The sequence below is a fragment of the Pseudomonas sp. PK-RTE-24 genome, assembly GCF_054052265.1.
The window spans coordinates 4,916,317-4,941,196 of the sequence record NZ_CM133224.1 but is presented as its reverse complement, the minus strand read 5'-3'; the positions used below and the strand labels follow the sequence as shown (position 1 = coordinate 4,941,196).

General features: G+C 61.1%; 25 protein-coding genes. 8 read left to right on the top strand and 17 right to left on the bottom strand.

The window, feature by feature from the left end:
• Positions 1-3: 3 nt before the first annotated feature.
• Positions 4-1,005, bottom strand: a complete 1,002-nt coding sequence (gene xylF / locus ACV8MC_RS22050) for a D-xylose ABC transporter substrate-binding protein (RefSeq protein ID WP_016774327.1) — start codon at positions 1,003-1,005, stop codon at positions 4-6.
• Between the two features lie 147 nt (positions 1,006-1,152).
• The gene (gene xylA / locus ACV8MC_RS22045; protein WP_353187664.1) at positions 1,153-2,469 is read right to left on the bottom strand and encodes a xylose isomerase; all 1,317 of its coding nucleotides are present in this window, start codon (positions 2,467-2,469) and stop codon (positions 1,153-1,155) included.
• Positions 2,470-2,758: 289 nt separating this feature from the next.
• On the opposite strand from xylA, the gene ACV8MC_RS22040 reads away from it, so the two are divergent.
• Positions 2,759-3,934, top strand: a complete 1,176-nt coding sequence (locus tag ACV8MC_RS22040; RefSeq protein ID WP_016774329.1) for a XylR family transcriptional regulator — start codon at positions 2,759-2,761, stop codon at positions 3,932-3,934.
• 12 nt (positions 3,935-3,946) lie between these two features.
• On the opposite strand, the gene ACV8MC_RS22035 is transcribed toward ACV8MC_RS22040, so the two are convergent.
• Positions 3,947-5,113 (bottom strand): MFS transporter, encoded by a 1,167-nt coding sequence (locus ACV8MC_RS22035; RefSeq protein ID WP_041480537.1) that lies wholly within the window; start codon positions 5,111-5,113, stop codon positions 3,947-3,949.
• Between the two features lie 95 nt (positions 5,114-5,208).
• Between ACV8MC_RS22035 and ACV8MC_RS22030 the strand changes: the two genes are divergently transcribed.
• A complete protein-coding gene (locus ACV8MC_RS22030; RefSeq protein WP_252885809.1) occupies positions 5,209-6,102 on the top strand; it encodes a LysR family transcriptional regulator in 894 nt (297 codons plus the stop codon).
• Positions 6,103-6,150: 48 nt separating this feature from the next.
• Here ACV8MC_RS22030 and ACV8MC_RS22025 read toward each other — a convergent pair whose 3' ends face one another.
• Positions 6,151-6,927, bottom strand: coding sequence for an SDR family oxidoreductase (locus tag ACV8MC_RS22025; protein WP_457263475.1), 777 nt, complete (start codon positions 6,925-6,927; stop codon positions 6,151-6,153).
• A 208-nt stretch (positions 6,928-7,135) separates the two neighbouring features.
• Here ACV8MC_RS22025 and ACV8MC_RS22020 point away from each other — a divergent pair, with 208 nt between their 5' ends.
• Complete coding sequence (locus tag ACV8MC_RS22020) at positions 7,136-8,044, top strand: LysR substrate-binding domain-containing protein (protein ID WP_457263474.1); 909 nt, start codon at positions 7,136-7,138, stop codon at positions 8,042-8,044.
• 13 nt (positions 8,045-8,057) lie between these two features.
• On the opposite strand, the gene ACV8MC_RS22015 is transcribed toward ACV8MC_RS22020, so the two are convergent.
• Positions 8,058-9,497, bottom strand: a complete 1,440-nt coding sequence (locus ACV8MC_RS22015) for an HD domain-containing phosphohydrolase (protein ID WP_457263472.1) — start codon at positions 9,495-9,497, stop codon at positions 8,058-8,060.
• A gap of 88 nt (positions 9,498-9,585) precedes the next feature.
• On the opposite strand from ACV8MC_RS22015, the gene ACV8MC_RS22010 reads away from it, so the two are divergent.
• Both ACV8MC_RS22010 and ACV8MC_RS22005 read left to right on the top strand, forming a co-directional pair.
• The gene (locus tag ACV8MC_RS22010) at positions 9,586-10,359 is read left to right on the top strand and encodes an alpha/beta hydrolase (RefSeq protein WP_122746497.1); all 774 of its coding nucleotides are present in this window, start codon (positions 9,586-9,588) and stop codon (positions 10,357-10,359) included.
• Between the two features lie 26 nt (positions 10,360-10,385).
• Positions 10,386-11,963, top strand: a complete 1,578-nt coding sequence (locus ACV8MC_RS22005; RefSeq protein WP_457263470.1) for a GMC family oxidoreductase — start codon at positions 10,386-10,388, stop codon at positions 11,961-11,963.
• A 69-nt stretch (positions 11,964-12,032) separates the two neighbouring features.
• Here the strand turns inward: ACV8MC_RS22005 and ACV8MC_RS22000 are convergent, their stop codons facing one another.
• The 8 genes from ACV8MC_RS22000 to ACV8MC_RS21965 form a co-directional block, all read right to left on the bottom strand.
• On the bottom strand, positions 12,033-12,446 hold the full coding sequence (locus ACV8MC_RS22000) for a PaaI family thioesterase (protein WP_056784917.1): 414 nt from the start codon (positions 12,444-12,446) through the stop codon (positions 12,033-12,035).
• A gap of 119 nt (positions 12,447-12,565) precedes the next feature.
• Positions 12,566-13,507 carry an AraC family transcriptional regulator gene (locus ACV8MC_RS21995; protein WP_252883624.1) on the bottom strand — a complete coding sequence of 314 codons (942 nt, stop codon included), beginning with the start codon at positions 13,505-13,507 and terminating at the stop codon, positions 12,566-12,568.
• A gap of 752 nt (positions 13,508-14,259) precedes the next feature.
• A complete protein-coding gene (locus tag ACV8MC_RS21990) occupies positions 14,260-15,084 on the bottom strand; it encodes an oxidoreductase (protein WP_252883625.1) in 825 nt (274 codons plus the stop codon).
• A 198-nt stretch (positions 15,085-15,282) separates the two neighbouring features.
• The gene (locus ACV8MC_RS21985) at positions 15,283-15,615 is read right to left on the bottom strand and encodes a hypothetical protein (RefSeq protein WP_323621009.1); all 333 of its coding nucleotides are present in this window, start codon (positions 15,613-15,615) and stop codon (positions 15,283-15,285) included.
• A gap of 211 nt (positions 15,616-15,826) precedes the next feature.
• Positions 15,827-16,900 (bottom strand): ArsO family NAD(P)H-dependent flavin-containing monooxygenase, encoded by a 1,074-nt coding sequence (locus ACV8MC_RS21980; protein ID WP_457263468.1) that lies wholly within the window; start codon positions 16,898-16,900, stop codon positions 15,827-15,829.
• A gap of 68 nt (positions 16,901-16,968) precedes the next feature.
• Positions 16,969-17,682, bottom strand: coding sequence for an arsenical resistance protein ArsH (gene arsH, locus ACV8MC_RS21975; protein ID WP_457263467.1), 714 nt, complete (start codon positions 17,680-17,682; stop codon positions 16,969-16,971).
• A 47-nt stretch (positions 17,683-17,729) separates the two neighbouring features.
• On the bottom strand, positions 17,730-18,200 hold the full coding sequence (locus ACV8MC_RS21970) for an arsenate reductase ArsC (RefSeq protein WP_457263465.1): 471 nt from the start codon (positions 18,198-18,200) through the stop codon (positions 17,730-17,732).
• A gap of 64 nt (positions 18,201-18,264) precedes the next feature.
• Positions 18,265-18,621 (bottom strand): metalloregulator ArsR/SmtB family transcription factor, encoded by a 357-nt coding sequence (locus ACV8MC_RS21965; RefSeq protein ID WP_056784934.1) that lies wholly within the window; start codon positions 18,619-18,621, stop codon positions 18,265-18,267.
• A 281-nt stretch (positions 18,622-18,902) separates the two neighbouring features.
• Between ACV8MC_RS21965 and ACV8MC_RS21960 the strand changes: the two genes are divergently transcribed.
• A complete protein-coding gene (locus ACV8MC_RS21960; protein ID WP_457263463.1) occupies positions 18,903-19,289 on the top strand; it encodes a MerR family transcriptional regulator in 387 nt (128 codons plus the stop codon).
• 70 nt (positions 19,290-19,359) lie between these two features.
• Entirely contained in the window at positions 19,360-19,752 is a 393-nt protein-coding gene (locus tag ACV8MC_RS21955; protein WP_370593534.1) for a carboxymuconolactone decarboxylase family protein, read from the top strand.
• Positions 19,753-19,789: 37 nt separating this feature from the next.
• Here the strand turns inward: ACV8MC_RS21955 and ACV8MC_RS21950 are convergent, their stop codons facing one another.
• Positions 19,790-20,704, bottom strand: a complete 915-nt coding sequence (locus ACV8MC_RS21950) for a LysR family transcriptional regulator (protein WP_056784938.1) — start codon at positions 20,702-20,704, stop codon at positions 19,790-19,792.
• 157 nt (positions 20,705-20,861) lie between these two features.
• On the opposite strand from ACV8MC_RS21950, the gene ACV8MC_RS21945 reads away from it, so the two are divergent.
• Positions 20,862-21,872 (top strand): zinc-dependent alcohol dehydrogenase family protein, encoded by a 1,011-nt coding sequence (locus tag ACV8MC_RS21945; protein WP_236169206.1) that lies wholly within the window; start codon positions 20,862-20,864, stop codon positions 21,870-21,872.
• A gap of 66 nt (positions 21,873-21,938) precedes the next feature.
• Here the strand turns inward: ACV8MC_RS21945 and ACV8MC_RS21940 are convergent, their stop codons facing one another.
• From ACV8MC_RS21940 to ACV8MC_RS21930, 3 genes are read right to left on the bottom strand one after another with little or no spacing between them, the layout of a single operon-like run.
• The gene (locus ACV8MC_RS21940; RefSeq protein ID WP_457263460.1) at positions 21,939-22,940 is read right to left on the bottom strand and encodes an NAD(P)H-quinone oxidoreductase; all 1,002 of its coding nucleotides are present in this window, start codon (positions 22,938-22,940) and stop codon (positions 21,939-21,941) included.
• A gap of 1 nt (position 22,941) precedes the next feature.
• The gene (locus tag ACV8MC_RS21935; RefSeq protein WP_150635620.1) at positions 22,942-23,274 is read right to left on the bottom strand and encodes a carboxymuconolactone decarboxylase family protein; all 333 of its coding nucleotides are present in this window, start codon (positions 23,272-23,274) and stop codon (positions 22,942-22,944) included.
• Positions 23,275-23,284: 10 nt separating this feature from the next.
• Positions 23,285-24,721: an NAD-dependent succinate-semialdehyde dehydrogenase gene (locus tag ACV8MC_RS21930; RefSeq protein WP_150635619.1), complete on the bottom strand. Its 1,437-nt coding sequence runs from the start codon at positions 24,719-24,721 to the stop codon at positions 23,285-23,287.
• Between the last annotated feature and the right edge of the window lie 159 nt (positions 24,722-24,880).

The window sequence follows — 24,880 nt, the reverse complement described above, 5'->3', positions numbered from 1 at the left end:
GGATCACTGCCCGGCAATCTGCGCCTTGGTGTAGAAGCCGTCCTGTTCGAGCAAGTCGATGTTGTCCTTGGTCAACGGCGTTGGCGTGAGCAGGATGGTGTCGACTTTCTTGCTGCCGTTGTCGTACTGCGAGGTGTAGGCCGGTTTTTCGTTGCGCGCCAGTTGCACCGAGAGCTTGGCTGCTTCGGAGGCGATGAGTTTCAGCGGTTTGTACACGGTCATGGTTTGCGTGCCGGCGATCACGCGTTTGACGGCTGCGAGGTCGGCGTCCTGACCGGAAATCGGCACCTTGCCGGCCAGTTGCTGCGCGGCCAATGCCTGGATGGCGCCGCCAGCGGTAGCGTCGTTGGAGGCGACGATGCCGTCGATTTTGTTGTTGTTACGGGTCAGGGCGTTTTCAACGATGCTCAGCGCTTCGGTCGGGTTCCATTCCTTGACCCACTGCTGGCCGACGATCTTGATATCGCCCTTGTCGATGGCCGGTTGCAGCACTTTCATCTGGCCTTCACGGAGGATCTTGGCGTTGTTGTCGGTGGGCGCGCCACCCAGCAAGAAGTAATTGCCCTTGGGCGCCGCTTTCAGCACGCCGCCGGCCTGCATCTCGCCGACCTTTTCGTTATCGAAGGAGATATAGGCGTCGACATCGGCGTTGAGAATCAGCCGGTCGTAAGACACCACTTTGATTCCGGCTTTCTTCGCCTCGGCCACGGCGTTGGTCAGCACTGTTGCGTTGAACGGCACGATGACGATCACGTCGACGCCGCGAGAGATGAGGTTTTCGATCTGCGAAATCTGCTTCTGCTCGTTGGCGTCGGCCGATTGCACGAAGACTTTGGCGTCCATTTTTTCCGCTGCCGCGACGAAGTAATCGCGATCGCGCGACCAGCGTTCCAGACGCAGATCGTCAATGGAGAAACCGATTTTCGGGTGGGTAGCGTCGGCCATTACCGGCAGGGCCAACAACGCCAGGGCACTGGCCAACAGCGTACGTTTCAAGTTCTTCATGGTGGTGCGTCCTTTTATTTTTGTTGGAAAGACACGGCCTGACGATGAATCGGGCTGGTAGAACTGTAGAGAATCTGCCGACGCAGCAGGCACAGAATTGTCGTGCAATTGTCACAGCGTCGTTGCGTCGGCAGCCTCCCTTGGCGATCAGCGATACAGGTAACGGTTGACGATGTTTTCGAGCATTTCCTGGCGGCCGCTGACGGCTTGCGGGTTCAGTTCGTTGGTGAACGCGTGCTCGGCCAGCGACTCGAGATTGAAGTCGCCCGCCATCACCGCTTGCCCGAACGGCTGACGCCAGCCGGCGTAGCGTTGGTCCTTGAGGGTTTGCAATTGATCGTTCTCAACCATCGCAGCGGCGCGTTCCAGCGACAGGGCCAGAACGTCCATGGCGCCGACGTGGCCGTGGAACAGGTCGATCTCGTCGAGGCTCTGCCGGCGCACCTTGGAGTCGAAATTGAAACCGCCATTCTTGAAACCGCCGGCCTTGAGGATTTCATAGGTCGCCAGGGTCATTTCTTCGACGCTGTTGGGGAACTGGTCGGTGTCCCAGCCGTTCTGCGGATCGCCACGGTTGGCGTCGATGCTGCCGAAAATTCCCAGCGAGGCGGCCGTGGCGATTTCGTGATGAAAGCTGTGGCCGGCCAGGGTCGCGTGGTTGGCCTCAATGTTGACCTTGATTTCCTTTTCCAGCCCGTACTGCTGAAGGAAGCCGAACACCGTGGCGCTGTCGTAATCGTACTGGTGCTTGGTCGGCTCCTGGGGCTTGGGCTCGATCAGCAGGTCACCGGTGAAACCGATCTTGTGCTTGTGCTCGACCACCATGCGCATAAAGCGCCCGAGTTGTTCGCGCTCACGTTTCAGGTCGGTATTGAGCAGGGTTTCGTAGCCCTCACGACCGCCCCACAGCACGTAGTTGGAGCCTTTGAGGCGATGGGTGGCGTTCATTGCGCTGAACACTTGCGCAGCGGCGCAGGCGAACACTTCCGGATCGGGATTGCTCGCGGCACCGGCGGCAAAACGTGGATTGCTGAAGCAGTTGGCAGTGCCCCAGAGCAACTTGATGCCGCTTTGTTCCTGATGCTGTTCGAGGCGGTCGACCATTTGCGCGAAGTGTTCGCGGTACTCCTTCAGCGAGTTGCCTTCGGGGGCGACGTCCGTGTCGTGAAAGCAGTAGTAATCGATGCCCAGTTTGCTGAAGAACTCGAATGCGGCTTGAGCCTTGCCGATGGCCAGTTGCATCGGCTCGCCGCTGCGTTGCCAGGGGCGTTTGAAGGTGCCGGCGCCGAACACATCGGAGCCCGGCCAGACGAAGGTGTGCCAGTAGCAGGCGGCCATGCGCAGGTGTTCGCGCATGGGTTTGCCGAGGATCAGTTTGTCGGCGTCGTAGTGACGAAAAGCGAGGGGCGAATCACTGTTCGGGCCTTCGTAGCGAACCGGCTCGATATTGGGGAAATACTGCATGGACCTTGTCCTTGTTGTTCTTGGCGGTGTCTCGATACTAGCAACGCCCCCGTGCCCGCTGATTATGAAAAGCCTCAACCGTGAGTGCGATTTTGCGTATTGAGCTTCAGCGCTCGCAGGCCTAGTCTGTGTCCATCGTCGCCGCAACATGGCGGCCCGGAACAGTACAAAAACAATTTGAGGCCGCTTTCGCGAGCAGGCTCGCTCCCACATTTGATTCGTGTCGTGCACAAAACCGTGTGGGAGCGAGCCTGCTCGCGAATGGCTTTACGCAAAATCCGGATACTGAATGAAAAGCCTACCGCCCGTGCACCGCATCGCCCTGTTGTTCAACGGCAGCAAGATCTACGACCGTGGAATCATCAGCGGCATCGGCAACTACCTGAGCAGCACCCGCGCTTCCTGGGACCTGTTTCTGGAAGAGGACTTTCTTTGCCGCTTGAAGGGCATCGAGCGTTGGCAGGGTGACGGCATCATTGCTGACTTCGACGATCCGCTGATCGGCGAGGCGCTGGCCGACATTCATTTGCCGGTGGTGGCGGTCGGCGGTTCTTACGAGGATGCTCGCGCTTATCCGAAAGCGATCCCCTACGTTGCCACTGATAACAACGCACTGATCACTCTGGCTTATTCGCATCTGGTCGAGGCGGGGTTGCAGCGCTTTGCCTGTTTCAGCCTGCCGGAAGCGCAGGCCAATCGCTGGGCGCAGGAGCGGGAAAAAGCCTTTCGCAAACTGATGCAACGAGACGGCCTGCACGCCGAGATCTATCGCGGCATGGGCACCAGCGCGCCGCTGTGGGACAGCGCCGTCGAACAACTGATCGCCTGGCTGCACAGCCTGCCGAAACCGATCGGCATCATCGCCGTCAGCGACGCCCGCGCCCGCCAGTTGCTGCAAGCCTGCCTGACCGCCGGCATCGCCGTGCCGGAGCAGGTCGCGCTGATCGGCATCGACAACGACCCGCTGACCCGCAGCCTGACGCGTGTACCGCTGAGTTCGGTGATTCAGGGCACCGAAACCATGGGCCGCACCGCTGCGCAATTGCTGCACCAGATGCTCCACGGCATGCCGTCCACCGGCACGCAAATCCTGATTCCGCCTGATGCGGTCAATGTGCAGGTGTCGAGCCTGCACCAACCGCTGGGCAATCCCTACGTCATGCAAGCGCTGCTGTTCATCCGCCAATATGCCTGTCAGGGCATCAAGACCGCGCAAGTGGCGGCGTATGTCGGCGTGTCGCGCTCATCGCTGGAAGCGCATTTCCGCGCCGAGCGCGGTTGCAGCGTGCATGACGAGATTCTGCGTTTCAAACTGGCGGCGGCTACCAGCGGTTTGAAGAACACCGATGCTGCGATTGCCGACATTGCCCAGGCCTGCGGCTTCAAATCGGCGCAGTACCTGCACACGGTGTTCCGTCGCGAGTTCGGCTGCACGCCCCGCGAGTATCAGCAGGGCGGGGCGTAGCGCTGCGAAGACTTACGCCAGCGCAGCGGCACTGGCTCTGGAGCGCCAGGCGAACGTCAGCACCATCAGCAACCCCAGACCAGCCATCGCCGCGCCGGCCAGGGAAATCGCCGGATAACCCAGCCCGGCATTGATCACCGCGCCACCCAGCGCCGCGCCGATCGCGTTGCCGAAATTGAAGGCACCGATGTTCACCGCCGAAGCCAGATTCGGCGCGTCCTTGGCCGCTTCCATCACGCGCATTTGCAGCGGTGGCACCAGGGCGAAACTGGCGATACCCCAGATCAGAATGGCCACGGCGGCCGGCAGCGGCCAGCGCATCAGCACCGTGAACGCCAGCAACACCACAATCAATGCGCTCAGCGACACGATCAGGGTGCGGTCGATCGAACGGTCGGCAGCCTTGCCACCCCACATGTTGCCCAGCGTCAAACCGATTCCGAACAACACCAGCATGGCGGTGATGAACGCGGCGGAGGCATGGGTCTCGCTGCTGAGGATCGGCGCGATGTAGGTGAATACGGTGAACATCGCACTTGAGCCGACCACGGTCAGGGCCAGCGCGGCCAACACCGGACCGCGGCCCAATACCCGTATTTCTGCCAGCGCACCCGCGCCTTGCTCTGCTTTCAGATTGGGCAGGGCGAACCACAAGGCGATCATGGTCAGCACACCGAGGCCGGTAATGCCCCAGAACGCCGTGCGCCAGCCGAACAGCTCACCGAACCAGGCTGCCAGCGGCACACCGCCAATGGTCGCCAGGGTCAGGCCCATGAACATCGCCGCGACTGCGCCGGCGCGTTTTTCCGGCGCGACCACGCTGGCGGCGACCACAGAGCCCACTCCGAAGAATGCGCCGTGATTGAGCGAGGTGATCACTCGGGCGACCATCAGGCTGGAGTAATCGGTGGCCAGCGCCGACATCAGGTTACCCAGGGTGAAAATCGCCATCAGCCCGATCAGCAGATAGCGCCGGGGGATCTTGCCAGTGGTCAGGGTCATCAGCGGCGCGCCGAGCAGCACGCCCAAGGCGTAGGCACTGACCAGCAACCCCGCAGCGGGAATGGAAACGCCGAGATCGGCGGCGATGCCGGGCAACATGCCCATCGGCGCGAACTCGGTGACGCCGATGCCAAAGGCGCCGACAGCGAGTGCAACAAGTGGTGGATTGATACGCATGGAAAGTCTCCTCATCTATGCCGCCAATGCTACGATCCATGGTTTCCAGGCGGTAGATGGCGATTTTGGCAATCACCTTTGCGCAAGAGGCACGAATGGACTTCAACGGCAGGTCAGGGGAAATGAGCGTGTTCGTCACCGTGGCGCAGGAGGGCAGTCTCTCAGCTGCTGCGCGTGCGCTGGGACTGACGCCTTCGGCGGTCAGTCGGATCATCGCCCGCGCGGAACAACGACTTGGTACCCGCTTGCTGCTGCGCACCACCCGCGCACTCACTTTTACCGCCGAGGGCGAGGCCTTCCTGCGCGGTGCCCGGCGGATTCTCGCCGACATGGACGAAGTGGAAGGGGCCATCACCGATCAGGGCGTACCCAAGGGCCGCTTGCGTGTCAGTGCCGCCCTTGGCCATGGAAGGCTGACCATTGTGCCGCTGGTCGCAGCCTTCACCGCCCGTTACCCGAACATCGTCGTCGACCTCAGCCTTGGCGACGAAGTCGTCGACATCCTCGCCGGCCAAGCTGACGTCGCCATACGCTTCGGCCATCTGCCCGACAGCCCGTTGACCGCCCGCCGGCTCGGCCACACCGGCCAGGTGGTCGTGGCATCGCCCGACTATCTGGAACGTCATGGCACGCCTCAGCAACCCGAAGACCTGCTCAAGCACAACTGCCTGCGCTTCAACTTCCGCCGCGCCGAAGCCAACTGGCCGTTCATCCGCGACGGCAAGGAGTTCTCGCTGAAAGTCAGCGGCAACATCGAATGCAGCAGCGGCGAAGCACTGGCCCAGTTCGCCAGACTCGGCGCAGGCGTTGCGCGGATTGGCGAGTTCACCGTCAGGGAAGACTTGCAGCGCGGCACGCTGATCCCGCTGCTGCAAGTGTTTAACCCGGGCGATGAGGAACCGATTCATGCGGTGTTCGTCGGCGGCGCGGCGATGCCGGTGCGGGTGCGCTTGTTTGTGGATTTTTTGCTGGAGCAGCATCGGATGTAGACGTGCTGTGCGGATTCTGCGGGTCGTCCATGACCCGCAGACTGGCGGCTAAATGGTCGGGATGGTGCCGCCGTCGATCACAAATTCACTCCCGGTGATCGACGCTGCTCGCGGCGATGCCAGGAACCCGATCAGCTCAGCCACTTCAACTGGCGTCGACGGGCGGCCGAGCGGGATACCGCCCAGGGCCTGCATGATGATGTCCTTGCCACCTTGATAGTCAGTGCCTGCCTCCTGCGCGAGTCGCTCGGCGAATGCCACCGACGCTTCGGTTTCAACCCAGCCCGGCGAGACCCGCACGACGCGAACCCCCTTGGGTGACACTTCTTTCGACAGGCTTTTGCTGTAGGTCGACAGCGCAGCCTTGGCCGCCGCGTACGCCGTCGTTGATTCCGGCAGTGGCAGCCTACTCTGGATGGATGTGACATGGATCACCACGCCATTACGACGCTCGAGCATGTCCGGCAGCAGGGCGCGATCAAGGCGCACCGCCGGCAGCAGATTCAGGTTGAGCTCGCGTTGCCACTGTTCCTCGTCCAGCGCCGCAAAACCACCACCGGGGGCCGACGAGCCACCCAGGACATGGATCACTATGTCGACGCCGCCCAGTTGCTGTTGGACCGCAGCGATGAGTGCGTCACAACCTTCCCGTGTCGAAAGATCAGCCGCAACCAGCAGTGCGCCCGGCATTTCGACCTCCACTTGCCGAGCCGAGGTGATGACCTTTGCGTCCTCGGCCAGGAACCACTCGACCACTGCTTTGCCGATTCCCTTGGTGCCGCCGGTGACGAGGACCCGCTTGCCAGTCAATCCTGAATTCAGCATGGCGAAATCTCCAGCGCGACGAATTGATGGATTGCGTCGGAGATTTTTTTCTCGTCGGTGACCGTGAGATACGTTTGCACGACGTTGGAAGGTTGAAGGTTCATTGCCTGACTCCTGATTGATGGTCTGGAGTCATCTTGCTGCGCTGCAGATAGTTTGTTCAACTGGGACAAATCGTAATGACCTATCCCGTAAAACAGGACAATCCATGGCCCAGGATCGCTTAGCCCTTAATGAACTGGATGCCGTTATAGCGGTGGCACGCAGGGGGTCGTTCCGCCAGGCTGCCATTGATCTCGACGTTTCGACCACCGCGCTGAGCAACACCATTGCGCAACTGGAAGCGCGCCTCGAATCGCGCCTGTTCAACCGCACCACCCGCAGCGTTGCCATCACCGAAGCGGGCAAGGTGTTTCTCGAGCAAGTGGGGCCAGCCTTGCAGGATTTGCGCGCGGCACTGGATGCAGTGCGCTCGCAAAACGCCGGACCCTCGGGAACGCTGCGCATCAACGCATTCGCCAGCGCTGCGCGTTCGGCGCTGCTGCCACTGGTGATCGAGTTTTTGCAGCAGCATCCGAAAGTCCACATTGACCTTGTGACCGAAGGGCGCCTGGTGGATATCGTGGCTGACGGCTTCGATTTCGGCGTGCGCTCGGCAGGCCTGGTGCCCAACGATGTGATTGTGGTGCCTGTCGGCCCGCCGCAACGGTACGCGGTGGTCGGTTCGCCGGGGTATTTTGCACAACACGGCAAACCGCGCTCGCCGTCCGATCTGCCCGGGCATCGATGCATCCGTGTGCGACTGCCGAACGGGGCGATTTTCCCTTGGTATTTCGAGCGCGACGGCGAAGTCATTCGTCTGGATGTGAACGGGCCGCTGACCCTGGATGAATCGAGCGTGGTCAAGGTGGCGGTGCAGGCGGATATGGGGCTGGGCTTTTTCATGGAGCAGGACGTTCGTGACGAAATCCGCAGCGGCGAGTTCGTGCAGGTACTCAAGGACTGGACCCCGCCCCGAGACAGGTTGTGCCTGTACTACCCGAACCGCCGCAATCCCTCTGCGGCCGCCAGGGCATTCATTGAGTTGGCGCGCGCCAGTCAGGCTGATCAGGCTTGACCCGGCGCAGGGCTCAGGCGATCAAGCCCAGTGTCAGCCCCTTCAGAGTGGCGGCTGCACGGGTCGAGCATTGCAATTTGCGAAAGATGCTTTCCATGTGCGTGCGTACCGTGCTCGGACTGATATCCAACAGTAGCGCGACTTGTTTGTTGCTGGCGCCACGGCTGATCTCCAGAAGAATGCGGCACTCACGGGCTGTCAGCAGCGAAGGCTTGGGCTGCCGCAGGCGGCGCTCGCCACTGGCGGCGGCAATGACCGCTTCGCAGACATCGTTATCGAACAGACCACGGCCAGCATCCTGTTTGAGTAGCGTGGCTGCTGCGGCTTCGTCGTGGGCTGTTCGCCATGGCCGGGCTTGCCTCAACGCTACCCAGGCGACCGAGGTGGCGAACAGCCGATGTTCGGCATTCAGTGCATCACCGGCCACGCCGCGAAAATAGCCGCTGCCATCGAGCCGTTCATACGCGTGGGTGGCTATTTCGGCGGGCGCGGCCAGTTCAGGAACCGGTCGGAGCGCCTGTTGCGTCCAGTAAGGCACCAGCCGCACTCGCTCTGCCGCACCGTAGGGCAGCGACCCCGGGCTATTCCATAGGTGATTGGAAACGGCTGCGCGGCCGAGACCGTAAATCAGCGCGGACTTGCCAATGTTTGCCAAAGCCGGCTCACCCAGCCCCCACAGGCGCGCAGCTTCCACGGCAACATGCGCGACCTGACGCGAATGCCCGGCCAGCCATGGCAGCTTCAAGTCAATGACGTCTCCGACCAAAGTCAGCGAGACACGACGCTGCTCAGGCGCGGGTTCAACTTTGGTGGAAAGCGTTTCCAGATCCGCCAGCCAGGCCTTGGCATTGGCCACCAGCAACGACACCAGCGACGCTGGATAGCGCCGATCCGACTGCTCGTTGATCCAGCGCAACGCCGCGTCCAGACCGTGAGCGCGAGTGAGAATATCCAGATCACCGGCCATGACCACCTGATAGGCCACCTCCGGAATATGTTCATGCGCCACGCCGAGCGGTCGGCCAGTGCCGTCGTAGGTTTCGAACACCCGACACAGGCCCGCTTCGACGGCGGTTCCGAGCTGGAGGGTTTTGGCGATTGCACCGGACACTTCACAGTGCACCACGGCCAGCGGGGTTGCCTGATGCACCGCGTTCATCTGCTCATTGCCCAGGGTCAGATCGAGCATTGCGCGGCGACCATCGACGTCGTCACCCAGCAGGTCGGCAAAGCCTTCGGCGTTGGCCGTGCACCCAGACCAGCGCAGCAAGGCAATCTGCTCTGCAACCTGCAGATGCTCACCGGCGCCGTGGCATGCCTGCGCGAGCATCCGCGCCAAAGCGGCAACGCGCCGGGAGTGACCGAGCGGTTGCCCCATGCTGAGGTCACCGACCTGGGCGATGGTTGCCAGTGCGCCGTCCAGTGAGATGTCCAGTTGCAAGCCACTATCCATGAAAAATGCCCCGGGGTCGGATAATTGACCGATGCCCACATCGCAGGCCGGCCAGCACACTCTGAACTCCCGAACAGGAGCTCATCCAATGAAAACAATCAAATCGAAATTCGCCACCGTCGCCTTTGCCCTGGCCAGTACCTTCATGGCCGGCGCCAGCCACGCGCAGGATACAACGCCTTCGGTGGTGATCGTACACGGCGCCTTCGCCGACGGTTCCGACTGGGCCAAAGTGGTGCCACTGCTGCAAGCCAAAGGCGTGGCCGTTACCGTTGTGCAAAATCCGCTCACCTCGCTGGCCGATGACGTTGCCGCCACGCGCCGCGCGCTGAACAACCAGCAGGGCAAGGTGGTGCTGGTCGGTCACTCCTGGGGCGGCACGGTGATCACCGAAGCCGGTAACGATCAGAAAGTCAGCGCGCTGGTGTATGTCGCCGCCTTCGCGCCAGACGCCGGGCAAACCAGTGGCGAACAGGGCAAAGGTGCGCCGACGCCGCCGGGCATCAGTCAGATCAAGGCCGACGGTAACGGCTTCCTCTATCTCACCGCTGAAGGCATGGCCAAGGATTTCGCTCAGGATCTGCCGGCCGCGCAGACCGCCGTCATGACCGCCACACAGGGGCCGATCAAGGCCTCGGCTTTCGAAGATAAAACCACCGCTTCGGCCTGGAAAACCAAGCCGTCCTGGTACCTGCTCGCTACCGAAGACCGGATGATTCATCCCGACGTCCAGCGGTCTGCCGCCAAGCGTATCGGTGCGACCCTTGCAGAGGTACACGCCAGCCATGTCCCGCAGCAATCGCAGCCGGCCGAGGTCGCCGCAGTGATTCTCAAAGCCGTGCACAGCGTTGCTGAGCAGTGATCGCGGCATCGAAGGTGAGCGGGCGTATGAATCCTCGGAGCGATCACGACTATGACTTCATTGTCTGTGGTGCCGGCACGTCGGGCTGCGTGGTCGCTGCGCGGCTTGCCGATCAGTCAGGCGCACGGGTTCTGCTGATTGAAGCCGGCGAAGGTTACTCAGGCCCCGAGGTGACCGAACCGGCGCAATGGCCGCTGAACCTCGGCTCCGCGCGCGACTGGGCATTCGAGGGGCAATCCGATCCACGCCTCAACGGTCGACGGCTCCCGCTGAGCATGGGCAAGGGGCTCGGTGGAGGTTCGAGCATCAACGTGATGGTCTGGTCGCGCGGCCATCGCGCCGATTGGGAGCATTTTGCTGCCGAGTCTGGCGACCCGGCCTGGGGCTACGCATCGGTTCTCGATTACTACCGCAGGATCGAAAACTGGCAAGGCAGCCCGGACGCCACTCGGCGTGGTTCAGGTGGGCCGGTACATGTCGAACAGCCGGCCACGCCTCAACCCCTTGCGTGGGCAACGCTGGAGGCGGCCAGCGATCTGGGCATCCCCCGATTCGACAGTCCCAATGGCGAGATGATGGAAGGCGCAGGTGGGATCGCTGTCACCGACCTGCGCATCAAACAGGGCAAGCGCGAATCGGTTTACGACGCCTACATCCAGCCAAGGTTGCATTGTCCCGACCTGACGGTGCTGACCGGAGCCTTAGTGACTCGCGTTTTGCTGGTCGGCACCCGGGCCGTCGGTGTCGAAGTGTTGATTGCCGGCGAGCGGCGCTGCTTTCATGCCGCAGCAGAAGTCATCCTGTCCATGGGCGCGGTGCAATCACCGAAAGTGCTCATGCAGTCGGGCATCGGCCCGGCGGATGAACTGCGAAAACACGGCATCGCACCGGTCGTTCATCTACCCGGTGTGGGCGAGAATTTGCAGGATCATCTGGCGTTCGCTTGCACGTGGGAGTATCGAAAACCCCAGGCCGTCGCGGGCAGTGGATGCGAAACCACCTTGTACTGGAAAAGCGACAGCCGCCTGGAAGCCCCGGACCTGTTGCAGTGCCAGTTGGCATTCGCGGTACCGTCTCCGCCTGAGGTCGCCATCGAGCCGCCGGAGCATGGCTGGACCATGTTCGCCGGGCTGGCCAGACCGGCCAGTCGTGGGCGCTTGCGGTTGTCGGGTGCTGGGCCGCTGGATGCACCGATCATTGAGCCGAACTCCCTGAGCGAGCCCGAGGACATGGCCGCAGCCCATGCGTCGATCGAACTGTGCCGCGCACTCGGCAACAGCCAGGCATTCAATGCGCTGATCAAGCGCGAAGTCGTGCCCGGTCCCAGAGAGCGTCGCGCTATGGAACAGTTCATCCGCAATTCGGCCGTGACCTACTGGCACCTGTCGTGCACGGCAAAAATGGGCCGCGATGCGCTGTCGGTGGTTGACCACCAATTACGCGTGTACGGGATCGACGGGCTGCGCGTTGCAGATGCCTCGATCATGCCGCGCATTACCGTTGGCAACACGATGGCGCCGTGTGTCGTTATTGGTGAGCGGGCGGCGGATATGCTTCTGGCTGCGTATGGGGTGACGATGGCGAACACAATGCCTTCAAGGTAATGACCGTGCGGGCGGGGCGGCAAATCCCGGCCTGCCGTCCAGATGTGACGATGAGTCGAGTCAGTCGATTCAATTCATCGGCACGGCGAACACGGCACTGGCGCGCGCAACCGTTCGCTCACCGACGTGCAGACTGACGCCAGCAAACGCCAATTGGCGGCCCTTTCTGGAGTGCTCAAGACGCACTTCGAGCCACTCGTTGATTTGCACCGCGCCGAGATAATCCAGGGTCATGCTCGCCGTGATCAACGGCTGCGGCGGATCGCTGGAAAAGGCCATGGCGTAACCCATGCCCACGTCCGCCAGTGTCGCCAATACACCGCCATGCAAAGTGCCACGGCCATTGGCGTGGCGGGAGTCGGTCAGTAAACCCAGTTCCAAGTGCAGCCCCTGACCCCTGGCGTAGATCGGGCCGAGCAGATCCAGCAACGGACTGCTGCGGGTGAACGGAGTAAAACCTTCGGGAATGGCTGTGGTGTTCATGATCCCATCCTGATGCAGGTGGCTGACCTGCATGATTGGGCGAGGAAACGCAGGAGGGGGCAAGCACTATGCGAACGGGGAATTTGCTGCAATAAGTGCGCGGAGCGTGGCACTGAAAATCAGTGCGACGACACAAACGGCGAAGCACTCGTCGGTGCCGGCAGCGCATAGGCCGTTTTCATCCACGCCACTTCCGCTAGCGGTGTGCGGCCGAAGAGGCGTTTGAAGTCGCGGCTGAATTGCGAGGCGCTTTCGTAACCGACCAGAAACGCAGATTTTGCCGCGGTCAGGTCGTTACGCAGCATCAGCAATCGCGCCTGGTGCAAACGCGTCGACTTCAGATACTGCATCGGCGAGGAATCGGTAACCTTGCGAAAGTGCAGGTGAAAATTCGGCACGCTCATCTGCGCTTCCTCTGCCAGGGTCTCTACGTCGAGATGCTGGTGATAACAGCTGTGGATCTTGTGGATGGCGCGGGTCACCTTGCCGAACTGGCCTTGTTGGGCGATGGCGGCGCGCAGGGTGCCACCTTGTTCGCCGGTGAGGATACGGTAGTAGAGCTCGCGCAGCATCGCCGGGCCGAGGATTTGCGCGTCGGCATCGTTGCTCATCACTTCAAGAAAGCGCAGGGTCGATTGGCGTAGCGGTTCGTCGAGAGGCGAGGCGTACATGCCCATCGGCTGCGCTGTGGGGAAATCCCACAGCTCATCCACTTGCTGAATCAGCTCGCCAGCCAGGGCGAAATCCAGACGTACGTACACCGCGAGCATTGGCTCGGCTTCGCTGGCGTCGGTTTCCATGGTGAAGGGTACCGGCACCGACACCACCAGATAGTGCTGAGCGTCGTAGACGTAGATTTCATCGCCGAGGTAACCGCGTTTACGCCCCTGACAGAGGATGACGATGCCCGGTTCATACAGCACCGGCGTGCGGGTCAGCGGTCGGTTGGAACGCAGGAAACGTACATCGTCCAGCGGGCTCAGGTTGTAACCTTCCAGCGGGGCGAGCTGGCTCATTAGCTGGACCATGCGCGCTGTGATTGGGTCTTTCGGTTTCGGCATGGGCTGTGGGTTTCCTTGTGAAAAGGCGCGTTTGAACCTGTCTGGCTGATTGGCGGGGTGTCAGACAGAGCCCTCACCCTAGCCCTCTCCCAGAGGGAGAGGGGACTGACCGTGGTGTTTGATCGGGATCTGCCGACCTGAAATATCGCGCCGAATGCTGACCGCGCTGTTCTAGCGTAATAAGCCCTGCGGAAATCTTCGAGGCAGGCTCAGGAGTTGAATCCACCCGCGATCGGCTCCCTCTCCCAGAGGGAGAGGGGACTGACCGTGGTGTTTGATCGGGATCTGCCGACCTGAAATATCGCGCCGAATGCTGACCGCGCTGTTCTAGCGCAATAAGCCCTGCGGAAATCTTCGAGGCAGGCTCAGGAGTTGAATCCACCCGCGATCGGCTCCCTCTCCCAGAGGGAGAGGGGACTGACCGTGGTGTTTGATCGGGATCTGCCGACCTCAAATATCGCGCCGAATGCTGACCGCGCTGTTCTAGCGTAATAAGCCCTGCGGAAATCTTCGAGGCAGGCTCAGGAGTTGAATCCACCCGCGATCGGCTCCCTCTCCCAGAGGGAGAGGGGACTGACCGTGGTGTTTGATCGGGATCTGCCGACCTGAAATATCGCGCCGAATGCTGACCGCGCTGTTCTAGCGTAATAAGCCCTGCGGAAATCTTCGAGGCAGGCTCAGGAGTTGAATCCACCCGCGATCGGCTCCCTCTCCCTCCGGGAGAGGGCTGGGGTGAGGGTGCTTTTGATCTTTCAGCCATCCGTCGAACGACTAAGCGCTGCCCATTGCTCAATACTCTCCGCCGTCTGCTGCAACTTGTCACGCACCAGCGCCAGCGCATCACTGCCCAATAGCAGGTGAGCCGGCGGATCTGGACTGTCGATGATGGTCAGCATGGCCCGTGCAGCTTTCAGCGGATCGCCCAGCTGCTGGCCGCTTTTCTCCTCCCGGGCCTTGCGCACCGGATCGAAGCTTGCGTCGTAGTCACTGATGCTACGCGGCGTGCGTTGCATCGAGCGGCCTGCCCAGTCGGTGCGAAATGACCCCGGCGCCACAGCGGTGACAAAAATATTGAAGGGCGCAAGCTCCTTGCTCAAGGTGTCGGAGATCCCTTCAAGCGCAAACTTGCTGCCGCAGTAATAGGCGATCCCGGGCATGGTGATATGGCCGCCCATCGAAGTGATATTGAGGATATGCCCCGCGCGGCGCTGGCGGAAATACGGGACAAACGCCTTGGTCACCGCCACTGCGCCAAACACGTTGACGTCGAACTGGCGGCGCATTTCCTGCAGCGATGACTCTTCAAAAATCCCCTCGTGGCCATAACCTGCGTTGTTGACCAGCACCTCCACCGGGCCGTGGCGATCCTCCACTGCCGCAACCACCCCATCGATGGCATCGAAATCGGTAACGTCCAGCACCACCCCATGAGCGCGTTCGGGCGACAGCGCTTCGAAGGCTGCCAGCGCGGATTCGCTGCGCACTGTGCCGATGATCTTATGGCCCTGGGCAAGTGCTTCCTTGGCCAGCGCTTGGCCGAAGCCGCTGCTGACACCGGTGATGAAAAGGGTCTTCATGGATCTGTACTCCAGCAGGCAATTGGAGAGGCCATGCTAGGTCGGATAACGCTGGCGGACGATGCCGAATCGGATCGGAGTATTGCCTGTTCCTATCAATAGGGTTGTGGATCGAGTTGTCCTGCGCTGGCCCCGAAAAGCGGAAAAGTCCTGAAGGTTTCAAACCTGCAGGACTTTTCTTGTTTCAGCGACACGCGCTTATGCTGCGCGACGACCTAGGGTCCGGTCTGATCCATCAGCGGCGAGGGCCTGGCCCATTGAGGTGCGGTCTGAGCCGTCGGCAGCGATGGCCTGGCCTTGTGGGGTCTTGTCATAACCGTCCTCCGCCAGGCCTTTTTCCTCGAGGCGGTTGCGGCCGTTTTCAGCCAGAGCCTGACCCTGCGGCGTACGTTCCGAGCCATCGGCAGCAACAGTCTGCTGTGGTTCGTTGACCTGGGTGAAGAAACGATCTTCCTGATTGCTCGGTACGGCGAATGCGCTGGCGCTGAGGGCGAAAGTGGCGACGGCGATCAGTTGGCTTACAGTTTTCATGGCGGTGACTCCGGTCAAGTTGAGATTGAGGTCCGGGTCGTTCAGATCCGTATCTGGTTAACCCGTTGCAGTGGTGTGTTCTGCATGGGTTCAGATTAGGGGGCAGGGCGGTGTCGGCGTTAGGCGGATACTGTTGGCGACTTGCCTGATTCTGCTCGCTGAAGATGATTTACAGGCTAGCGACCTTATGGCTTCACGGCGCCGCGAGCAATCAGGTTCCGCCAGTGAGATAGCTTTGCACTTGCCTGACTACATCCCGGGCGGTGCGGGTTACGCCGATCAATGTGGCAGAAGCGAGCCCCGTCCAGTCGCCATAACCCACCAGCCACAGTTCGGGCATCGCAACGCTTCGGCTTTCGTCCACAATCACTTTGCCATCCCGGCCTACAACGCCCAGGTTGTTCAGGTGGTCGAGCGCCGGAGCAAAACCCGTGCACCAGATGACAGCGTCCACCTTTGTCTCGATGCCCGATGACCACACAACCCCCGTCGAAGTAAAACGCGTGAACGGCCGTACTGCGTTCAGTACACCGCGTTCGCGAGCTTCCTTCACCGGCGGCACCATGACGATGTCGCCCAGCCCTCCAACGGGCTGTTGAGGCTCCACGCCATCCTGCTGCGCCTTCAGTCGAGCAGTAGCGCGTTCGAACAGGACGCGTCCATCCACCTCATCAGGTAAGAACGTTGGGGCCTGTTGCGTGACCCAGGTTGCCTGAGCCACTTTGGAGACCTCGGCGTAAATCTGGGCGCCGGAGTTGCCGCCACCGACGACAAGGACGTTTTTACCCGCAAACCCGTTCGGCCCGACGTAATGAGCGGAATGAAGCTGCCTGCCTGCAAACAACGCCTGGCCGGGATAGTCCGGTACGAACGGGCGGCTCCAGGTGCCTGTTGCACTGATAACCGCTTTGGCGTCCCAGTAATTGTCCTTTGAGATAACGCGCAACCCGCCTTCGATCTTCTCGACACCGGTCACCCGCGTGGAGCGGATGATGGGGAAGTCATACCGGCGCTCGTACTGAGTCAGGTATTCGACAACATCGTCCCGCCCGGGCGTCCCCTCGGTTATGGCCGGCATCGGCCAGCCTGCAATCGAGCTCCATGCCGACGGCGAGAAGAGTCGCAGCGAATCCCAGCCATGCCGCCAGGCGCCTCCCGGTCCCGGCTCGGCATCGAGCAGCACGTAAGACAAGCCTGTGCGCTTCAAAAAATAGGCGACTGTCAGCGCGGATTGACCACCACCAATGACCACAACATCAAGTGTCGAATTCTGACTCACCAGCATCCTCCCGGCGCAAAGGCCTCAACGTGTGAAAGATCGTGGTGCGCTCATACCGTTTCCGCACACAGGTATCAAATTGAACGCTGGTTGACTCGTCTGGACAGCTCTTCGGCGGATTCCTTGCGCTCGGAATAACGGTCGACCAGGTAATCCTGACGATCGCGCAAGAGCAGCGTGAACTTCATCAATTCTTCCATCACGTCCACCAAGCGGTCGTAGTACGAAGAAGGCTTCATGCGACCCGCTTCATCGAACTCGGTGAACGCCTTGGCCACGGAAGACTGGTTCGGGATGGTGAACATCCGCATCCAGCGGCCAAGTACCCGCAACTGATTGACCACGTTGAAGGACTGCGAGCCGCCGCAGACCTGCATCACAGCGAGGGTTTTGCCTTGCGTAGGTCGTACAGCGCCCAGCGCCAGCGGAACCCAGTCGATCTGCGCTTTGAACACGGCACTCATGGAACCGTGACGCTCAGGAGAGCACCACACCTGACCCTCTGACCATTGCATCAGCTTGCGCAGTTCCACGACTTTGGGATGCGTGTCGGGTGCGTCATCAGGCAGCGGCAGACCCGCAGGGTCAAAAATCCTGGTTTCGGCGCCAAACTCATTCAGCAGGCGTGCCGCTTCTTGCGTGACCAGACGACTGAACGAGCGCTCTCGCGTCGATCCGTATAGCAGCAAAATGCGAGGTTTGTGGGGCGAAGGATTACGCGGAGACAGCTGCTCCAGCGTAGGAATGTCGATCAGGTCGGCGTGTACGTTTGGCAATGTGTCTTGCATATAAGCTCCTACGGCGGCGCCTGGTTGGGTGCCGCCTCGGTTGATCTTTAAAGCGAACCGATGCGGTTCAGTTCAGCTTGCAGTTGGTCAGGGCTCATGGCCTTGAGCGGCAGTGCGAGAAAAGCACTCACGCGTTCCTGGATTTTGGCCAGTGTGCTTTCAAACGCTGCGGTGATCTCGGCTTCCGACCCGCTAGCCTCAGACGGGTCGGCCAGACCCCAATGCGCCTTCAGGGCTGGGCCGAAAAAGATCGGGCATGCTTCTCCCGCAGCCCGATCACAGACGGTGATCATGATGTCCGGAGGCGAGCCCTCAAAAGCATCCGAAGCCTTGCTGCTCAAGCCCACTGTGGAAATACCCGCCGCCTCCAGCGTTTGCAGTGCCCGTTGATTCACCCGGCCACTGGGAAAGCTGCCTGAGCTGACAGCGTCTACGCCCTCGGGCGCCAAATGGTTGAAAAGCGCCTCGGACAGAATGCTGCGGCAGCTGTTGTGGGTGCACATGAACAAGATTTTCATCAGACGATTCCTTGATTCAGAAACTGAGGCGCAGTGCCAGGGTGGTTGATCCGGTGGGCATGAATCAGCTGCACATGGCCTGATTGATCGGTCGGTCGCTCATGCAGCACAGGCGCTTGGCCTCGGTTTCCAGCCATGGCTGATTGGCGTCTGCCACTTCCTTCAGAACTGCTGCCACCCACGCGGGCACATCAGGATTCAGCCGGTAGTACACCCATTGACCCTGGCGACGATCCAGCAGCAAACCGGCGGAGCGCAGCAGCGCCAAGTGGCGAGAAATCTTCGGCTGACTGAGGTCGAGTGCTGCCGTCAGCTCGCATACACACAACTCGCCTTCGCGCACGACAAGCAGGGAAATTTTGGCCCGGGTGTCATCGGCCAGACACTTGAACAAAGTGGTGGGGGTCATGGGTTCTGTCATACATCCTCCAGAAGCTTGTGTCTTGACCAAAACGAAGAGCCTGATGCGCTTGCGGATGTCGTGACGCGTAGGGTGAAAGGCGGCGGGATGATTGCCGAGCAATGGATACGGATAACCGAATATACGCATAGTCATATATCTGGTAAAGCGAATATAACAGGGGTTGAACCGTCGAGACTGATAGCGACGGACCGCGCGGATAGTGCCCGCGATTTGTCTGATTCCAACTGATTGAAAATAGCCATTGACTTAGAGCACGCTCAAACCTTTACGGTGATGACATGAATCCAGAACTGACAATTTCACAGTTGGCCAAGCGCCTTGATATGAGCGCTCACACGATCCGCTATTACGAGCGCATCGGGCTGTTCGACCCGGTTGGGCGCGGTGGCAATGGCCACCGGGTGTACGCCGAGAAGGATGTGCTGTGGGCCGAGTTTCTGCTCCGGTTGAAGGCGACCGGAATGCCGATCCAGCAAATGCTGCGGTATGCCGAACTGCGCCGATCAGGCGACTCGACCCTGGCAGAACGCCGCGAGCTTCTCGAGCAGCATCGCCGGGACGTGCAAGCGCAGATCAGCCAGTTGAGCCAGTCCCTGGAGGTTCTGGATAACAAGATTCAGATCTATCACCAACTCGAGCAAAAGGAGCATCACCATGATCCGTAAACTTCCCGGTTTCAACCGCTTGCTGCCCGCCACATTGATTGGCGCAAGCGTGACCAGTGTGGCAGCGCCCGTGGACATGACTGATCGTCGAGCGCGCGGAGAAGCCGCTCTGACGCAGATTACTGGCGGACCTGGGCAGGCAGTGGTTGATTCATTGAAGGATACTGCTCCAGAGCTTGCGGACTGGATTCTGAGTTTTGCCTACGGCGATGTCTTCGCCCGCCCCGGGCTCGATCACTGCACTCGTGAGCTGGCAACCGTTGCGGCACTGACCGCACTGGGCAATGCACAGCCACAACTGAAAGTGCATATCGGCGGCGCCCTGAACGTCGGGTGCACACCGGAGGCGGTGGTCGATGTGATCTTGCAAATGACCGTATACGCAGGATTTCCCAGCGCCTTGAACGGTATAACGGCTGCGCGTGAAGTCTTTGCTGCTCGCGGGATCAGTGTTAAATCCTAGGTGCGCACGCTGCAGAAACTGCGGGATAAAGCCAGATTCAACCTACCACCCACCCCCCATGCAACTGCACAAACCGCACCTGCAGCCATTCGATAAACACCTGCACCTGCGCCGGCAAATGCGTGCGGCTCGGGTACAAAAGCGTCACTGGCCGAGGCAGCGGGCGCAGCGGTTGCAGAATTTCCACCAGAGCACCGTTAGCCAGATGCTCTGCCACCGCGATACCCGGTGCCTGAATAATGCCGAAGCCCGACACGCCACACTGCACATAGGCGTTCGACTCGGTGACGGTAATACCTTGGCGGCTGACGTAGGATTTCTGTTTGCCCTCAACTGAAAACTGCCAGGGCAAGGTGCGGTTGTTCTGGCCCGAGAGAAAGTTCACGCCTTGATGGTTCGCCAGATCTCCAAGCGTTTCCGGTGTGCCGTGCTCGCGCAGGTATTCGGGCGCGGCGCAGGTGACCATGGTCGCCAAGGCGATAGGGCGGGCGATCAGGGTTGAGTCGGGCAGCTCGCCGATGCGCAGCGCGCAGTCGATGCCTTCGCCGACCAGATCAACCGCACGATCGGTGACGCCCAGCACCATATCGATGCCGGGGTAGGTGTCGGTGAATTCGCGCAGGCTTTTGATGAATTCCAGCTGCGCGAACGCCGTGGGAATGTCGATGCGCAGGCGGCCGGACAGCGTGGCTCCGGTGCGATCGAACATTGTGGTGGCGGCGGTGATCTCGGCCAGAATTTCCTGGACCCGCTGATAGAAAAGTTCACCCTCGGCGGTGAGTGCGACTTTCCTCGTAGTGCGCTGGAAGAGGCGCACGCCCAGCGATGTTTCCAGTTCCTGAATATAGCGAGTGACCTGCGGCCGGCCGATGTCCAGCGACTCAGCGGCTTTGGTGAAACTGCCCAGCTCCGCCAGTCGGGCGAACAGGCGCATCGATTGCAGTAATTCCATGACTTTTCCGGTGAGCTTCAGTATCTGGATTTGTTGCCTGAGAATAGAACAATCATGTCTGTTTCCAAGCATTTATTGCGCTGATGTAAAAGCCAATCATGGCCCCAAGGCAAGCCCGCTGAGGGTTTGCGGCCAATAATGCATTTGGAGACACATCATGAAAGCGTGGTTACTGAAAGATTTCGGGCTCGACAATCTGCAACTGGGCGAGACGCAAACCCCGCAGCCCAAGGCTGGCGAGCTGCTGGTCAAGGTCGGCGCGGTCTCGCTGAATTTTCGCGACAAGGCCATCGTTGACGGTATCTACGAGCCGCACCTGGTGCCGAAACCGCTGATTCCGGTGAGCGATGCCGCCGGTACCGTAGTTGCAATCGGCGCCGGTGTTACTCGTTTCAAGGTTGGCGACCGCGTCAATTCACATCTGTACTCGCGCTGGTTGGATGGCGAGCCGGGGCCGAGCGAGCCGGATTATTGCTTCGGTTCGCCGCTGCCCGGTGGCCTCGCCGAGTACATGATCATTCATCAGGACAGCGCCGTCGGCGCGCCGGCCAACATGAGCGATGAAGAGGCGGCGACACTGCCGATCGCCGCACTGACTGCGTGGTATGCGCTGGTGGATTTCGGCGCTATTCAACCGGGCCAGACTGTGTTGGTGCAGGGTACCGGCGGCGTATCGATTTTCGCCGTGCAGATCGCCACCGCGCTGGGCGCCAAAGTCATCGCTACCTCAAGCAGCGATGAAAACCTGCACGCGGTAAAACGTCTGGGCGCGGTCGCCGGTATCAACTACCGCAGCACGCCGAACTGGGCGGACGAGGTGCTGAAACTCACCGAGGGCAAGGGTGTGGACCTGCTGCTCGATGTGGCGGGAGGCAATGGCATCAATCAGTCGGTAGCAGCGACCAAGGCCTCGGGGCGGATAGCGCAGATTGGCTTTCTGACAGGGCAGACCGTCGAGCTGAACCTGATGCCGCTGATCTTCCGCCAGACCACCATTCGCGGCATTGCGGTGGCACCGCGTTCATCGTTCGACCGGATGAACGTGTTCCTCGCCGAGCACGACATTCGCCCGGTGATCGACCATGTCTATCCATTCGAACAGGCGCGCGAGGCCTATGAGCATCTGGCGAAAGGGGCGTTTGGCAAGGTTGTGATCAAGGTGAGCTGATCAGCGAAAACGTCAGACAAACCAAGGCCAGTCAGCTCAACGGACTGGCCTTTTTTTATGTCTGTCCTAGCGCAAATCCTCCGGCTGCATCGTCAGAATAATCTTCCCGACATTCTGCGAGGATTCCATACGCCGATGGGCATCGGCTGCGCGGGATAGCGGGAAGGTGCTGTCCACCACCGGTTCCAGACTCGCAGCGCCGGCGAAGCGTTCCAGCCAGTGGTCGCGAAAGCGCTGGATCATCGCGTGCTTCTCCGGCTGGGTGCGTGACTTCATCACCGTGCCGATGATTTGCAGGTGCCGGTAGAGGATGTGCTCCAGCTCCACGTCGACCTTGCCGCCGCCGCCAAGAATGCCGACCTGCACCAAGCGGCCACCGTGGGCCAGCGAGGCGATGTTGCGGGCGAAGTAGGGCGCGCCAATGAAATCAATGATCACGTCGACCCCGCGACCTTGGGTTTTGTCGGCGATGACTGCGGCGAAATCCTCGTTTTTGTAGTCGATGGCCACGTCGGCGCCCAGGTGTTCGACGCGCGACAGCTTGCTGCCTTCGGTGGTCGCGTACACCGTGGCGCCCGTGGCAAAGGCCAGTTGCACGGCAGCGGAACCGACGCCGCCGGCGGCGGCATGGATCAGCACCGAGTCACCTGACTGGAGTCGGGCCAGGTGCAGCATCGCTTCGTGGGCGGTGACGAACACTTCGGGAATCGCCGCGGCGTGCACATAGTCGAGCTGCGCCGGAATCGGCATGGCCATGCGGTAGTCGATGCGCGCCAGTTCGGCGTAGGCGCCGCCGCCGACGACGCCCATCACCCGGTCGCCGACGGCGAATCCACTCACCTCGCTGCCGGTCTCGATCACTTCCCCGGCAATCTCCAGACCGATGATCAGCGAGTCGCCGAAGTTCGCATGGCCGTAGCCGCCGGTTCGGTGGGTCAGGTCGGCACGGTTCACGCCGGCCGCATAGACACGCACCAGCAGGTCGGTCGCGCGCACTTCAGGGTTGGGCGCTTCACCGAGTTGCAGCACTTCTGCCGAACCGAATGCTTTCAGGTTGATGGCTTTCATCTCAGCGTTGCTCCGTGTCGGCAAGCGTGGCATTGGCGATGGCCGAGGCGGTGATGGCGCCCGGAAAGCCGACGTAAAAGGCCAGGTGCGTGATCGCCGCCGCCAACTCTTCATGGCTCACGCCATTGCCGGCGGCACGGCGCAGATGTGCGGGCAATTCTTCGCAGTGGCCTCCGGCAATCAGCGCAGCGACAGTGATCAGGCTGCGCTCGCGGGGTGCCAATGCGGGGTCACTCCAGATCTGCGGGTACAGCGTTGAGTCAACGAATTGCGCCAGTTTCGGGGTGAAGGCGCGGGCGGCTTCGCGTGGGCTGCTGAAATCGATAGTCGACATGGAAATCCCCTTAAACCTGGCTGATGAATTTGTTAGTGAGGTAGTGCTCGATGCCTTCGATGCCGCCTTCGGAACCGTGGCCGCTTTCCTTCATGCCGCCGAAGGGCAGCTCGGTGGCGACGATGCGGTACTGGTTGATGCCGATCATTCCGGCTTCCAGGCCATCGGCGACGTCGATCGCGGTGCGCGCATTGGAAGTGAACGCGTAGGCCGAGAGGCCATAGGGCAGGCGGTTGGCTTCTTGCAGGCCGTCGCTCAGTTCATCGAAAGGCATCAGTATCGCGATGGGGCCAAAGGGTTCTTCGTGCATGATTCGCGCACTCATCGGCACATCGGCCAATACGGTGGGCTGAAAGAAGAAGCCTGCGCCCGGCAACGCTTCACCGCCGGCCAGCACCCGTGCACCTTTCTCCACGGCGTCGGCGATCAGTTGCTCCATCTTCGCCAGTTGCCGTGGGTTCGCCAGAGGGCCGACCTGGGTTTGCGGATCCATGCCGTCGCCGATTTTCAACGCTTGGGTGGCCGCGACGAAGTGCTCGACAAACTCGGCGTAGGCCTCACGCTGGATAAGAAAACGAGTCGATGAAATGCACACCTGGCCGGTGCCGCGAAAGCGATTGGCGACGCCTTCCACAGCAGCCTCTTCGATGTCGGCGTCGGCAAACACCAGCACCGGGCCGTGGCCGCCCAGTTCCAGAGTGATCGGCTTGACGCCTTCGGCAGCGCGGGCCGAGAGCAGCCGACCGATCGGCACCGAACCGGTGAAGGTCACTTTGCGAACGATCGGTGAGGCAATCAAATGGCTGGACACTTGATCCGGCACACCGAACACCACTTGCAGCACGCCTTTGGGCAAGCCGGCATCGTCCAGCGCCCGGGCCAGGGCCAGCGCGGTGGAAGGGCTTTCCTCGCCGGGCTTGAGCACCACGCTGCAACCGGCGGCCAGCGCTGCCGAGAGCTTGCGCGCCGGGGTGATGGCCGGGAAATTCCACGGTGTGAACGCTGCCACAGGGCCGATCGCCTGACGTTTGACCAGTTGCAGTACACCCGGACGATTGGCCGGTACGACACGGCCGTCGATGCGTCGTGCGCTTTCGGCGAACCACTCGAAATATTCCGCCGCACGGGTCACTTCATCGAGGCTTTCGCGCAGTGGCTTGCCTTCTTCCAGCGTCATTTGCGCAGCGATGTGCGGGGCGCGTTCGAGGATCAGGTCGGCGGCGCGCTTGAGGATTTTTGCGCGCTGGTCCGGCACGGTCTGACGCCATTGGTCGAAGCTCAGTCGAGCCACTTCGAGGGCGTGATCCAGGTCTTGGGCGGTGGCGAGTGGCACCTGGCCGATTTCCTCGCCGGTTGCCGGGTTGACCACGGCGGCGGTCGCGCGGTCCTGGGCGGTGAGCCATTGACCACCGATGAAGAGATAGAGCGGATCGTAAGGAGTGTTCATGGATGTCGCCTTCATGGTTGAGGATTCATTCGGCGCCTTGTACGCAGTGGTTCAGGCGTCCCGTGGAATCCAGTCTATGGAAGGCGTGCCGTTTGATTTAGCCGGCCACGAGGGAATCATTGTTGTCCCAGAAGGTAATATCGAGCGCAGGAGCGAGCG

Excerpts from the sequence above, each read along its gene's own strand:
- xylF (WP_016774327.1), bottom strand. The coding sequence starts at position 1,005 with ATGAAGAACTTGAAACGTACGCTGTTGGCCAGTGCCCTGGCGTTGTTG.
- xylA (WP_353187664.1), bottom strand. The coding sequence starts at position 2,469 with ATGCAGTATTTCCCCAATATCGAGCCGGTTCGCTACGAAGGCCCGAAC.
- ACV8MC_RS22040 (WP_016774329.1), top strand. The coding sequence starts at position 2,759 with ATGAAAAGCCTACCGCCCGTGCACCGCATCGCCCTGTTGTTCAACGGC.
- ACV8MC_RS22035 (WP_041480537.1), bottom strand. The coding sequence starts at position 5,113 with ATGCGTATCAATCCACCACTTGTTGCACTCGCTGTCGGCGCCTTTGGC.
- ACV8MC_RS22030 (WP_252885809.1), top strand. The coding sequence starts at position 5,209 with ATGGACTTCAACGGCAGGTCAGGGGAAATGAGCGTGTTCGTCACCGTG.
- ACV8MC_RS22025 (WP_457263475.1), bottom strand. The coding sequence starts at position 6,927 with ATGCTGAATTCAGGATTGACTGGCAAGCGGGTCCTCGTCACCGGCGGC.
- ACV8MC_RS22020 (WP_457263474.1), top strand. The coding sequence starts at position 7,136 with ATGGCCCAGGATCGCTTAGCCCTTAATGAACTGGATGCCGTTATAGCG.
- ACV8MC_RS22015 (WP_457263472.1), bottom strand. The coding sequence starts at position 9,497 with ATGGATAGTGGCTTGCAACTGGACATCTCACTGGACGGCGCACTGGCA.
- ACV8MC_RS22010 (WP_122746497.1), top strand. The coding sequence starts at position 9,586 with ATGAAAACAATCAAATCGAAATTCGCCACCGTCGCCTTTGCCCTGGCC.
- ACV8MC_RS22005 (WP_457263470.1), top strand. The coding sequence starts at position 10,386 with ATGAATCCTCGGAGCGATCACGACTATGACTTCATTGTCTGTGGTGCC.
- ACV8MC_RS22000 (WP_056784917.1), bottom strand. The coding sequence starts at position 12,446 with ATGAACACCACAGCCATTCCCGAAGGTTTTACTCCGTTCACCCGCAGC.
- ACV8MC_RS21995 (WP_252883624.1), bottom strand. The coding sequence starts at position 13,507 with ATGCCGAAACCGAAAGACCCAATCACAGCGCGCATGGTCCAGCTAATG.
- ACV8MC_RS21990 (WP_252883625.1), bottom strand. The coding sequence starts at position 15,084 with ATGAAGACCCTTTTCATCACCGGTGTCAGCAGCGGCTTCGGCCAAGCG.
- ACV8MC_RS21985 (WP_323621009.1), bottom strand. The coding sequence starts at position 15,615 with ATGAAAACTGTAAGCCAACTGATCGCCGTCGCCACTTTCGCCCTCAGC.
- ACV8MC_RS21980 (WP_457263468.1), bottom strand. The coding sequence starts at position 16,900 with ATGCTGGTGAGTCAGAATTCGACACTTGATGTTGTGGTCATTGGTGGT.
- arsH (WP_457263467.1), bottom strand. The coding sequence starts at position 17,682 with ATGCAAGACACATTGCCAAACGTACACGCCGACCTGATCGACATTCCT.
- ACV8MC_RS21970 (WP_457263465.1), bottom strand. The coding sequence starts at position 18,200 with ATGAAAATCTTGTTCATGTGCACCCACAACAGCTGCCGCAGCATTCTG.
- ACV8MC_RS21965 (WP_056784934.1), bottom strand. The coding sequence starts at position 18,621 with ATGACAGAACCCATGACCCCCACCACTTTGTTCAAGTGTCTGGCCGAT.
- ACV8MC_RS21960 (WP_457263463.1), top strand. The coding sequence starts at position 18,903 with ATGAATCCAGAACTGACAATTTCACAGTTGGCCAAGCGCCTTGATATG.
- ACV8MC_RS21950 (WP_056784938.1), bottom strand. The coding sequence starts at position 20,704 with ATGGAATTACTGCAATCGATGCGCCTGTTCGCCCGACTGGCGGAGCTG.
- ACV8MC_RS21945 (WP_236169206.1), top strand. The coding sequence starts at position 20,862 with ATGAAAGCGTGGTTACTGAAAGATTTCGGGCTCGACAATCTGCAACTG.
- ACV8MC_RS21940 (WP_457263460.1), bottom strand. The coding sequence starts at position 22,940 with ATGAAAGCCATCAACCTGAAAGCATTCGGTTCGGCAGAAGTGCTGCAA.
- ACV8MC_RS21935 (WP_150635620.1), bottom strand. The coding sequence starts at position 23,274 with ATGTCGACTATCGATTTCAGCAGCCCACGCGAAGCCGCCCGCGCCTTC.
- ACV8MC_RS21930 (WP_150635619.1), bottom strand. The coding sequence starts at position 24,721 with ATGAACACTCCTTACGATCCGCTCTATCTCTTCATCGGTGGTCAATGG.